The organism is Bernardetia sp. MNP-M8, assembly GCF_037126285.1.
Classification (GTDB): Bacteria; Bacteroidota; Bacteroidia; order Cytophagales; family Bernardetiaceae; genus Bernardetia.
On sequence record NZ_CP147012.1, the window covers coordinates 3,203,791 to 3,216,543 of the forward strand.

General features: G+C 31.7%; 7 protein-coding genes. 5 read left to right on the forward strand and 2 right to left on the reverse strand.

The genetic code is table 11. The features are described 5' to 3' along the window. Positions 1-389 precede the first annotated feature (389 nt). The 3 genes from floA to V9L04_RS13140 all read left to right on the forward strand — a co-directional run bounded on the left by floA (position 390) and on the right by V9L04_RS13140 (position 6,153). Complete coding sequence (floA, locus tag V9L04_RS13130) at positions 390-1,415, forward strand: flotillin-like protein FloA (protein WP_338790265.1); 1,026 nt, start codon at positions 390-392, stop codon at positions 1,413-1,415. A 224-nt stretch (positions 1,416-1,639) separates the two neighbouring features. Further along, positions 1,640-5,470: a two-component regulator propeller domain-containing protein gene (locus V9L04_RS13135; RefSeq protein WP_338790266.1), complete on the forward strand. Its 3,831-nt coding sequence runs from the start codon at positions 1,640-1,642 to the stop codon at positions 5,468-5,470. 116 nt (positions 5,471-5,586) lie between these two features. Continuing rightward, entirely contained in the window at positions 5,587-6,153 is a 567-nt protein-coding gene (locus tag V9L04_RS13140; protein WP_338790267.1) for a hypothetical protein, read from the forward strand. A gap of 63 nt (positions 6,154-6,216) precedes the next feature. Here the strand turns inward: V9L04_RS13140 and V9L04_RS13145 are convergent, their stop codons facing one another. Further along, positions 6,217-7,278 (reverse strand): hypothetical protein, encoded by a 1,062-nt coding sequence (locus V9L04_RS13145; protein ID WP_338790268.1) that lies wholly within the window; start codon positions 7,276-7,278, stop codon positions 6,217-6,219. A 373-nt stretch (positions 7,279-7,651) separates the two neighbouring features. Between V9L04_RS13145 and V9L04_RS13150 the strand changes: the two genes are divergently transcribed. Both V9L04_RS13150 and V9L04_RS13155 read left to right on the forward strand, forming a co-directional pair. Beyond that, on the forward strand, positions 7,652-10,120 hold the full coding sequence (locus tag V9L04_RS13150) for a hypothetical protein (protein ID WP_338790269.1): 2,469 nt from the start codon (positions 7,652-7,654) through the stop codon (positions 10,118-10,120). Positions 10,121-10,210: 90 nt separating this feature from the next. Next, the gene (locus V9L04_RS13155; protein ID WP_338790270.1) at positions 10,211-11,239 is read left to right on the forward strand and encodes a hypothetical protein; all 1,029 of its coding nucleotides are present in this window, start codon (positions 10,211-10,213) and stop codon (positions 11,237-11,239) included. 69 nt (positions 11,240-11,308) lie between these two features. Here V9L04_RS13155 and hslU read toward each other — a convergent pair whose 3' ends face one another. Then, positions 11,309-12,712 (reverse strand): ATP-dependent protease ATPase subunit HslU, encoded by a 1,404-nt coding sequence (gene hslU, locus V9L04_RS13160; protein WP_338790271.1) that lies wholly within the window; start codon positions 12,710-12,712, stop codon positions 11,309-11,311. Between the last annotated feature and the right edge of the window lie 41 nt (positions 12,713-12,753).

Consider the following 12,753-nt stretch of genomic DNA (forward strand, 5'->3'; position numbering starts at 1 on the left):
GGATTTGTAAATTCTTCTTTTTACAAAAAATGTCGCCTTTTTTAGCGTAATGACACTAATAAATTAAATGCACATAAATAATTAACTGAGCAAAATAAAACATATCTAAGAAAAAAATTAGAAAGTGGAAGTTTAAACTGTCAATACACCTTTGAGATGTCAGACAGATTCCATTTGTATATAAATAATTTTGCTCAGTTACTTAATATGATTTGATTTTAGTTTTTATAAAGTATTTTTTTAGTTTGGTGTTTAAAGCAAATATATCTTTTTTAGAAAAAACGTTTTATAGAATCTTGGTTTGAATCAGTTTTTTAAAATAAAAAATTCATTTGTTTCACAACAATTTATTAAATTGCTACTTCATTTAAACATTATAAAAAAACACTATGTCGACAGAACAGATTATTCTATTTAGTATTCTCGGTATAATCGTATTAGGACTTGCCTATGTTATCCGAACCTACATTCCCGTTAATTTATGGATTACAGCTATTTTCTCAGGAGTTCGTTTGGGTTTATTAGAGCTAGTAGCGATGCGAATCAGAAATGTTCGTCCACGTAAAATTGTTTTGCCTCTTATTAATGCTAGTAAAGCAGGATTAAAAGAAATTACAGCCTCTGACCTAGAAACCCACTTTTTGGCTGGTGGTAGCGTTGAAGAAGTTGTAAAAGCATTGATTGCAGCCGATAAAGCAAATATTGATTTGAGTTTTAAACAAGCTGCTGCAATTGATTTGGCAGGTAGAGATGTTTCAGAAGCTGTTCAAATCTCTGTTAATCCAAAAGTAATTACCACTAATGCAGTTACTTCGGTAGCACAAGATGGTATTCAACTGATCACAAAAGCTCGTGTTACACTTCGTGCAAATATTGCTCAACTTGTTGGTGGTGCAGGTGAAGAAACTATTTTGGCTCGTGTTGGTGAGGGTATTGTAACAGCAGTAGGTTCTTCTCACTCTCATAAAGATGTTTTAGAAAATCCTGATAGAATATCAAAATTGGTTTTAGAAAAAGGATTGGATGCAGGAACAGCATTTGAAATTTTGTCTATTGATATTGCAGATATTGACGTAGGAGAAAATATTGGTGCAAAACTTCAAATCGAACAAGCGAACGCAGACCTTAGAGTTGCCGAAGCAAAAGCCGAAGAAAGAAGAGCAATGGCGATTGCAGTAGAGCAAGAAATGAAAGCAAAAGCACAAGCATCAAGAGCAAAAGTAATTGAAGCAGAAGCAGAAGTTCCGAAAGCACTTTCAGAAGCCTTACGAAATGGTAACTTTGGAATTATGGATTATCAAAGACTTCGAAATATGCAAGCCGATACACTTATGCGAGAGTCAATAGCCAATCCAGAAGAGCAACCTCAAAAGCGTAGAAATGATGATGATAGTTACAATCCTCCAAGAATCTAAAAAAATATGTAATGCAAAAATCCTATTTTCAGAAATGATGATAGGATTTTTTTTATGCTCATTATTTTGAGTTTTTTATCGAAAAGTAAGCCTGAATTGGACTAACTAATTTGATAATCAACAAAAAATTAGTATTATTGAATAGAATGATTTGCAGTTTTAGAGCTTAAGTTTCTGTCTACTAATATATAAAGAATAGATTGTAAGAACAATTACTTATTAAAATGATAAATAGAGTATATTATATTAATTTTTTTACAGCTATTATATTGTACTGCTGTCTGTCTGTAGTTTCTTATGCACAGCCACAGCTCAATACGACTGCCCAACAAGGACTTTTGCCTGATAAAAGTCTTACTCAATATATTCTTACCAACTGGACAACAGCCGAAGGATTGCCTTCAAATACAACAAATTACATTATTCAAGATGATATAGGTTTTATTTGGGTAACAGGATATGATGGACTAGTCAAGTTTGATGGCGCAAACTTTCAGACTTATACTAACTCTACTAATCCTGAATTTAATACCAATAGTTTTACAGCAATAGAAGTAGAATCAAATGAAAGTGGCAAAGAATCAGAAATTTGGATAGGCTCAGAAGGAAATGGACTTGTACACTATAAAAACCGTCAAATTGAATCTTTATTTGATACTTTATCCGTACGTATAGAAGCTATTTTTATAGAGAAAAGTAGAAATAATAAACCCAAACGAATTTGGTTAGGAACAAGAGGGAAAGGAATTTTTTTTGTAGAAAATGAAAAGTTAATAAAATGGGAAGGAATAACAGATGTAACAGGAGTTGTAACAGACTATAAGAATACTACTGTCAAAAAAATTGAAGGTGATCAACAAGGAAATATCTATTTTGCCATTACTGGAGTAGGGTTAGTTCATTTTGATGGTAAAAAAGTAAAAGAATTTACTCAAAAAGAGGGTTTACCTACCAATAATGTCACTGAAATTTTATACGAAGAAAATTATAAAAATCCGAAATTGTATATCGGAACGACCGAAGGAATTGCTATTATAGAAAATAACCAAGTCGAAACACTAGAAATTGCTTCTCAAGATTATATCAATTCTATGTATATAGATAATTTTAGTAGCCTTTGGATAGGAACGAATAATGGATTAATTAGAGTTACCCAAGATGAAAAAATAGAGAGATTGAATGAAGAAAATGGATTGCCTCATAATATTGTACGCAAAGTTATTCAGGATAAAGAAAAAAATATTTGGCTTACTTGTTACAAAGGAGGAATTGTTCAACTTAAACAAGGAAAGTTTACAAACTATACCACAGAGGATGGATTTACGAATAACTCTATAAATGTATTAGAAGTTTTTGACGAAAATACTATTCTAGTAGGAGCAGACTTTCCACAACTCAATCTTATTCATAAAGGCAATGCTATGGCTTTTAAGTATCCTATCAAAAACCTAAAAGCTCGTATAAAGGCAATTCAAAAGGCGCATGATGGTTCTGTTTGGATAGGTTCTGATAACGGAGTTGTGCAACTTCAAAAATTTGATCCATTAGCCAAAATACCCTATACAAAAGAAGTATTTTACAATGAAAAAAATGGACTTTCAAGTAATATTATCAGAACTATTTTTGAAGATACAAATCATAATATATGGATAGGAACACGAACAGGAGGTATTACGATAATTTCTCCATCAGGTGAAATTTCTTATCACAATACAGAAACAGGTTTTCCTTCCAATTTTATAATGTCCATCAACCAAGATAAAGACGGAATTATTTGGGTAGGAACAAATAATGCAGGTATCATAAAATTAAAAGAAAAAAAGCAAATAGAGCATCTTCTAACCGAACAAGGATTAGTGAGTGAACTTATCTTTAGCACCTATATTGATGAAGAAAATACTGTTTGGGCAACATCTACACAAGGTATTAGTAAAATAAAAAACGGTAAGTTTACAAATTTTACTGCCAAAAATGGACTTCCTTTTTCAAGTGTTTTTGATATCTTAGAAGATAAATCTGGTAACTTTTGGTGTACAACAAGTCAAGGGGTTTTCGTAATTGCCAAAAAAGACTTTGAAAAAATTACTACAGGAGAAATTGATAAACTTCCATTCGAACTTTTTAATAAAAGTGATGGAATGAAAGAAAATCAATGCTCGGGAGCTGCATTTTCATTAAAAACTTCAGATGAACATTTTTGGTTTCCTACAGTGGGTGGGGTTGCTTCTATTGACCCAAGTTCTATTCCGATGAATCAAACACCTCCTAATATAGTTATCAATAAAATGACGGTAGATGGAAAATCTATAGTCAATAACAAAGAACTTATCATACTTCCAGCAGGTACACAACGTATTATTTTTGACTATTCAGGACTTAGTTTTGTACGTCCTTCTGATGTAAAATTTAGATATAAAATGGAAGGTGTAGATAAAGATTGGATTTTAGCAGAAGAAGAAAGAAAAGCTACTTATACAAGTCTTCCTCCTAAAAAATATACTTTTAAAGTAGAAGCATATAATGAAGAGGGACTAAAAAGTGAGGAAGTAGCTTCTCTTAGATTCGAAATAAAACCTCTGTTATATCAAACTATAACCTTTAAAATAGCTATATTTGTTCTGTTCATTCTTATTTTATATTTTGTTTATAGATGGAGAGTACAACGAATAGAAATAAGAAATCAAAAACTAGAAAAAACTGTAGAACAACGAACGGCTGAAATCAACCAACAAAAAGAGGAAATACAAGTCCAACACGAAAGGTTAGAAAGCTCATATAAGAATATTGATTTAGTAAGTAAAATAGGACAACAAGTTACAGCAGAACTAGACATCGAAATCATAATACAAACTATTTATACACAAGTAACTAACCTAATGCCTACTGATGGTTTTGGAATTGGTATTTATAATGAATTCAATAATACATTAGACTTTAAATATTATATAGAAAAAGGAGAGTTACAACCTAGCTCGTCAGATTCTTTGGAAGATAATACACTTTTGTCTGTAAAATCTTTTAATGAAAAAGAAGAGATTTGGATAAATGACATGGAGAGTAAGTACAAGCATTATAAAGAAATCAAAGAAATTAGACAAGACGATTTGACGAGTTCTTTAATCTATGTTCCTTTATTTCTTAATAGCAAACCAGCAGGAGTTCTTACTGTACAAAGTTTTGAGAAAAACGCATACACTCCAGAATCTGTTTCTGTTTTGAGAGCTTTAGCATCTTATATTACTATTGCACTTTCGAACGCAAAATCTTTTTCTACTATCCAAAAAAAGAATCAAGAAATTACTGACAGCATTCGTTATGCTCAAACAATCCAACACGCAGTTTTACCTGCAAAAGAAAAATTAGACGAAATTTTGGGTGCAAATTTTCTTATTTATATGCCAAAAGATGTAGTAAGTGGTGATTTTTACTGGCTAAGTCATACACCTAGAGGTATCTATTTAGTTGTCTCAGATTGTACAGGACATGGCGTTCCAGGGGCATTTATGGCAATGATAGGCATTTCAGTTTTTAATGAACTCATCAATCTTCAAAAGATAGAAGAACCTGTCGATATTTTAGAGAAATTAGACCAAGAAATACAAATTGCTCTACAACAACAACAAGCAAAAAATAGCGATGGAATGGATTTAGTGCTTTGTAGAATAGAGAATCTGCAAAATGATGGAAAAACAAAAGTTACTTTTGCAGGCGCAAAAAATAGTTTATTTTATACCAAGACCGATAAAATAAAAAGACTAAAAGGAAGCAGACGTTCTATTGGAGGACGAAGAAACAAAAGCAATAAAAGACCTTTCACTCAAACTTCCTTAGAATTAGAAAAAGGAGAAATATTATATTTAACAACAGATGGATATATCGATCAAAATGCTCCCAATGAACAACGCATAGGTACTCAAGCATTTATGGAAAGATTAGAGAGTCTACAACATTTACCTCTATCAGAACAGAAAGAAGTATTACTAGAAACCTTAAAAGATTTTCAAAAAAATGCACCTCAGAGAGATGATATAGCTATTATAGGAGTGAAAATATAATTCTATTTTATAAAAGTTGTTTAAGAGTAGGTTTGATGTATTTATTCGGTAGCATGACTACACTAAAACATCAAAAATGACCATGAATTTTCATTGAAAATAAATAATATGAAGCTATGTGTAAACCAAAATCAGGAATTATATTTTGTACTTGTGAACATGAGAAAATTGATTCAGATATATCGTCTAATGTTAATTGGACTTTATATCGACACATTAAAGAAATTTTAGATGTACAAGAAAGTATAGTGATGGGTGTAGCTCTTATGTCTCAAGATATGCTTGAAGAAGGTCTAACTATTAATGGTGTACTTGAATGTTTGAATAATTCACATGCTTTCGATTTTGATTATCAACCTAAACAGGAAGATATTCTATGCTTGACTAAGAGAGAAGGAAAGTATGGAAAATCTATGTTTTTTTGTTATGAAAGTTCTTCTTGGAAATCATATGATGGTGGTTTTTATGATTATATAGATATGACTGCTGGATATATTGGTAATTTGGATAAGAACTCTGATTCTAACTTGAGTATAAAAAAATTACCTTGGACAGATAATGAGCTAATAGAAAAGGCTAAAGAACACATAAAAGAAAAAGAGCATCCTTTTACAGAACCAGCTCCCCCTCTTCCAAAGTTTAATATAAAGCGATTATTTAGACTTTTAGGAATCAATAGGTAAGCTATAATTCCAATGCTTTTCTTACCAATAATAGTATCCTTTATTAGATTCTAAATTTAATTTTTACATCTCAAAATATTTTCTCCAAGTAGAAAAAGCAGGACGTTCTTTTCCAGTTTCATCCAAAAGACCTGTATCTCTCCAAATACTTCCTAAATCTTGGCTTTCTTTTGGAAAATAAGCTAACAGTTTGTCATAATCTCTATGCGCCCACCAAATTACAAATTCATAATTATTGGTTTGAGCATTTTCTAAAAGAGTTTCTAAATAAACATTTTGTTCGACTTCTGACGAAGGAATAAACAAGTTATTCAGATTGGGAATATACAAATCTTGTGCTAAAGCATTTGTTTCTACAAAAGCGATAGACTTAGAAGTTTGAGTGTGTAAAAAATCAAATGCACCTTGAAACTCTGCCTTTGTATGTTTTTGCATCACAAAAGCATAAAAACTAATCGCCAAAAAATCTGATTTTTCACTTTGTGTACGAACATCATTTATAAAATCCGTTGATTGTTGATACCAAGTATGTAAAGTAAACGATTCGGTTAATTTGAGAGTAGGATATTTTGACTTCAAACGAACTCTTAATTTATCTGATAAAAGTTTGTATTCATTCCATTTACTCGGATTAGAACGTTTCAATTCATTTACTTCCATTGCCATTACCAAATAATCTGGTGAAAAGCGATCTACCAAATATTCCAAATAACGAAAATAAGCATTTTCTATATGTTCATCAGTTAAGGAATTGTAAATCGGAATTTGTTCATTATATCCCTCTTTTAAATCATTTCTAAAATCATTTAATAAACTTACAGAAAGCAGAAGTTGATGACTATTTATTTTTCGGCTAATCTTCCCATCTATATTTTCTACAAATTCAGTAGGAAAATCAGTTTGATTTAAAAGTGATTCCCAAGGAATTTTATTGTCTATCTGTTCGGAATAAATATCGGCATTTTGTTCTATAAATAAGTACGTAGAATTTACAGCTTCCATACTAAAATCATAAGGAAAGGTAGTAAAACCCATTTTATAGTTACGTTTTTCTACTACAAGATCTTCTTTTGTACACGAAAAAAAGGAGAGAATAATTAAAATTAAATACAGATAATTTTTCATAAGGACAGGAGTTTAGGAAATTACGACCTATTAAAGCAGCGAAGCTAATTAAAAATTACAAATTTAATTCATTTATTATCAGCCAATTGTATGTTTGAAAATAGCAGCTTATTTAACTCTTCTTCCTTAGTCAAACAAATAGAACTAATTTTTTTAAATTAAAACAAAAATGCTGCTACTTTAAAAAAAATGAAACCTTTATTTATAAAGTAGCGTTAAGGAATATAAATATCTTATTGTATTTTTTACACTAACTAGGCTTATCCTTTGTAAAATTCTGATTTATTCTTATTTTGAGGAAGAATTTTATCACAAAGTATTCTATTCATAACCATCAAATTTATCTATCATTTTAACTTAACACCAATAACTTATGTCTGACGTAAACCGAGAACGAGATTTAGTTTTAGCTCCTAATGAATACGCTTTTATTTCTGACCAAACAAAAGGAAACATAAATGTTTATGTAGGTCCTTACAAGACCAGTCTTGCCAATACTGACCGTCCTGTTATGTTTGACCCTGCTACAAAGCGTTTCGAAAAATGCAATTTAGAGGATTCTATGCGCTCTTTTATTATTGCTCCTGAAGGATGGTATGTAGTATTAAAAAATCCTTCAAAGGACACAAATCCTCCAAAGATTGGAACAAGTAATAATTTGGCAGAACTCAATGTAGGACGAAAAGTAAATATTGCAGGACCTATTTCTTTTGCGCTTTGGGCAGGACAAATGGCACGAGTTATTCGTGGGCATAATCTGAGTTCGAATCAATATTTGTTAGTTCGCATTTATGATGAAGAACAGGCACGAGCAAATTGGGGAAAATCAGTCATCAAGACAAAAGAAGGAGAAGCAAATGAGGCAAAAGAACTAAACGAAGTAGCAGAAACCCTAACTATGGGACAACTTCTGATTATTCGTGGCGATGAAGTTTCATTTTATATTCCACCAACAGGCATCGAAGTAGTCAGAGATGAGTATGCAGACGACGACGAATATGTACGTGAAGCAGTAACTTTAGAGCGTTTGGAATATTGTATTTTATTGAATGAAGACGGAAACAAACGCTATATTCAAGGACCAAAAGTAGTCTTCCCTGAACCGACAGAGGTTTTTATTCAAAAAAATGGAATGCGAAAATTTAAAGCCATCGAACTCAATGAAATGAGTGGACTTTATATAAAAGTAATTGCGCCTTACAAAGAAGGAAAAAATGAGTACAAAGAAGGCGACGAACTTTTCATTACAGGAAAAGATCAAATGATTTATTATCCTCGTCCAGAACATGCCATTGTTCGTTACGGAACAAAAGAACGCCATTATGCCATTGCGATTCCAGCAGGAGAAGGACGTTATTATTTGAATAGAAAAACAGGAACAGTTGCCCTTATGAAGGGTGCAGCAATGTTTTTACCTGACCCTAGAGAATTTGTTTTGGTGCGTCGTGTACTTTCCAAAAAACAAACTTCGCTATGGTTTCCAAATAATAATGAAGCCTTAGAATATAATTTAGCCTTACAAAATATTGCCAAAAATGATAATTTTGTAACTGATTTTGAAGTTCAAGAACAAAATCAAGCTCCTCAACAGTCTCAACAACTACGTAAGAAAGCAAAAATTTCAGATGAAATGGTAGGTGATGAGTTTAATCGTGATAATACGCACACGCCACCTCGCATGATTACATTAGATACAAAATATGAAGGAGCTGTTACGATTGCACCTTGGACAGGTTATGCTGTTTTGGTGGTCAGCAAGACTGGAAAACGAAAGGTTATTGAAGGTCCTCAATCCTATTTATTAGAATATGATGAAGAATTGGAAGGAATTGAACTTTCAACAGGAACTCCAAAAACGACAGATAATTCTATTAAAACTGTTTATTTGAGAGTTTTGTACAATAAAGTTTCTGATGAAATAATGGCAGAATCAGCAGATTATACACAAGTAAGAATTCATCTTTCGTATCGTGTCAATTTTGAAGGAAGTTCGGATAAATGGTTCAATGTAGAAAATTATGTCAAATTTTTGACAGACCACATGCGTTCGTATATTCGAAATACAGTCAGAAGATACCCAATTATGGAATTTTATGCCAATGGAATTACTATTTTGAGAGATGCTATTTTGGGAGAATCAGATAAGAAAACAGGAAAACGAACAGGACGACTTTTTGAAGAAAATGGAATGCGTATTTATGACGTAGAAATTTTGGATATAAGTTTGGGAGATGCAAACATTGAAAATTTATTGATTTCTTCGCAGCAAGATACTGTTATGCAAACGTTGCGTATCAATTCTGAAAAAAGAAAACTAGAATTTACACAAGAAAGCGAAGCCATTACAAGACAAATTGCTGCTACACAATCCGAAACAAAACAGACCATTTATGAGCTTCAAAAACAAGAAACTCAAAAACTCTTAGAAGTAACTCTTACTAAAATTGAAAGCGAAATAATTAGTAAAGAACGTCATTTACAAGCACGATTAGACGAACAAAAATCACTTAATCAAATCAATGATGACGAGCTTTCAAGACAAAAAGCTGTCAATAATGTAGAGTTAGAAAAAGCACAAAAAGAATTAGAACAGTTTATTTTGGAAGAGCAAACCGAAGTAGAAGCCGTTGTAGCAAAAGCAAAAGCCGTTTCTCCAGATTTGATTGCAGCTTTACAATCTTTCTCTGATAAAGAATTGGCTCAAAAAATGGCAGATTCTATGGCTCCATTGGCTATTTTGGGAGGAAAATCAATCGCTGATGTCTTTGGAAATCTTTTGAAAGGAACGCAATTAAGTAGCGTTTTGAGTGGATTGAAATTGCCTGAGAATACGGAAGAGTAATTTTTAATATTTATTAATTTCTATAAAACCATATTTGATTTTTGTCAGATGTGGTTTTATTATTTTTAATCAAAAAAAACATTATACTTTATGGAATTACAAGAAAATATTAACATTTTGACAAAAGATTTTAACTTAGATGAAATCACTCTTTTGGGTGTTCGTCTTAATCAAAATAGCAATATATTATTAGATAAACTATCTATAACAGAAAAAGAGATTACTGGGGATGGTTGGGTTAATACACACAATAACGATTTTTATTGTTATAGAACATCAGATAATAAGATTGTAGAATTTTTGATTAGAAAAGAAGGTTTAGATGCTTTGAAAATAACAGAGGCACAAGATATTGAGCGTTTATTTGGCAAAGCAGATTCTATAGAAAAGAAATATAGTTCGCATTATTACTTTTACTCTGATAAAAACTTAGTTGTTTCTTGGAATGATGCAAATAAAAAAATATTGGGTATCTATATTGGAAATACTAGAATTACTCCTACATTTTATACAGTAAAAGATTTTTTAGATATTTATCTCCAATTTGTAAATCTAGTTCCAAATCGATCAGATTGGAATGAAGAAGCTACTTCTTCTCATCCTCCAGAACTTTATAGATTACAACAACTCAAATCTTTAATGAAAGCATTTGATATAGGAGAAGATGTATCGAAAAATTTTAAAAACGGCAAATTTTTGAGAAATAGAAAGCCCTTTGAGTATAAACTAATTAATAACGATGTAGAAAGGTATGTTGATAATATAGAATCACAAAGCTATAAAAAACGAAAAAAAGAGCAATTAGAAGACTACAAAATGCAATGGGGAAGTTCTTTGTCATTTACGTTTACCAAATTTTTAGAAGTAATAGAACGAGCAGATAACCTTTTAAAAATTAATAGTGGAGTTATGGAAGCCAGTACACTTATGGGAGGTTATACTGTAAATAAAGTATGGGATTTAGCTCAAAGCATAGATAAAGAAAAGCTAGATGAAATAAAAGAATTATTATATTCTATGATAGACCCACAAGAAAAATCATTTTCAAGAAAGTTGTTGATAGAAAAGTATAATTTTCCAGATGTAGATTTAGAAGCTGTTGATATAGAATGGTACTAAAATTATTTCAAACAAATAAAAAAGGCTTTGCATCAAAAATGATACAAAGCCTTTTTTTATAAAACAAAGTTACAGAATATACTGGCTCAAATCTCTATTTTTAATAAGAGCTTTTAGCTTTTCTTGTACCATATCTTTGGTAATGACAACATGAGCATTTGGAGGAATAGTATCAGGAATGTCAAATAAAATTTCATTGAGCAAATGACTCATAACTGTATGCAAACGTCTTGCTCCAATATTTTCAAGTTCTGAATTTATATGAAAAGCAATATCTGCAATTTCTTCTAAAGCATCTTCTTGATAGGTTAGTTTTACACCTTCAGAATCCAAAAGAGCAACATATTGTTTACTAAGTGCATTTTTTGGATCTTTCAAGATTTTATGGAAATCTTCTTTTGTAAGAGAATTAAGTTCTACACGAATTGGAAAGCGTCCTTGTAATTCTGGAATTAAATCAGATGGCTTCGAAACATGAAATGCACCAGCAGCAATAAATAAAATATGGTCTGTATTGACAATTCCATGTTTGGTCGTAACAGCACTTCCCTCTACAATTGGCAACAAATCACGTTGAACACCTTCACGACTTACATCTGCTCCTCCTCCTTTGTTTCCAGAAGAAGCTACTTTATCAATTTCATCAATAAAAATGATTCCTGAGTTTTCGGCTTTTTTGATGGCTTCTATTTTTACTTCATCCATATCAATGAGTTTGAAGGCTTCTTCTTCTAAAAGAAGTTTACGAGCTTCTTCTATGGTAACTTTTCTCTTTTTTGAGCGAGAAGGCAACATTCCACTTAACATTTCTTGAAGGTTCATCATCGAAACCTCATCAATTGCACCACCAACAACACCTACACCAGGGTTATTGCTAGACTCTAAAGTAATTTCAATTTTTCTGTCTTCTAATTCTCCAGCACGTAATTTTTCTCTAAAACGCTCTCTTGTTCTTTCGTTAAGTTCAGCATCTGAAGTAGGCATTTCATCATTTGAAAAGCCAACAGTAGAAGGCGTTGTGGAAGTAGAAGGTTGTCTGTTTTTTAAAGGTGGAATAAGCGCATCCAAAATAATATCTTCTACGGCTTGTTCTGCTTTTTGCTTGACAGCATCACGTTTTTCAGTTTGTATCAATTTGACAGCCTGTTCTACCAAGTCACGCACCATACTTTCTACATCACGTCCTACATAACCCACTTCTGTAAATTTAGAAGCCTCTACTTTTACGAAAGGAGCATTTGCTACTTTTGCTAAACGACGTGCAATTTCTGTTTTACCAACACCTGTTGAGCCAATCATCAAAATATTGTTTGGCATAATTTCACGTTGCATATCTGATTTGACATGCATACGTCTCCAACGATTACGCAGCGCAATGGCTACATTTCTTTTGGCATCATGTTGTCCAATGATATATTTGTCAAGCTCCTCAACAATTTGTCGGGGCGTATAATAGATGTTATTGTCAATCATAAATTTTTTTTCAGTTTTGTTGTTGGTAGGGATACTAACAA

Coding starts and splice junctions, on each gene's coding strand:
- floA (WP_338790265.1), top strand. CDS start 390: ATGTCGACAGAACAGATTATTCTATTTAGTATTCTCGGTATAATCGTA.
- V9L04_RS13135 (WP_338790266.1), top strand. CDS start 1,640: ATGATAAATAGAGTATATTATATTAATTTTTTTACAGCTATTATATTG.
- V9L04_RS13140 (WP_338790267.1), top strand. CDS start 5,587: ATGTGTAAACCAAAATCAGGAATTATATTTTGTACTTGTGAACATGAG.
- V9L04_RS13145 (WP_338790268.1), bottom strand. CDS start 7,278: ATGAAAAATTATCTGTATTTAATTTTAATTATTCTCTCCTTTTTTTCG.
- V9L04_RS13150 (WP_338790269.1), top strand. CDS start 7,652: ATGTCTGACGTAAACCGAGAACGAGATTTAGTTTTAGCTCCTAATGAA.
- V9L04_RS13155 (WP_338790270.1), top strand. CDS start 10,211: ATGGAATTACAAGAAAATATTAACATTTTGACAAAAGATTTTAACTTA.
- hslU (WP_338790271.1), bottom strand. CDS start 12,712: ATGATTGACAATAACATCTATTATACGCCCCGACAAATTGTTGAGGAG.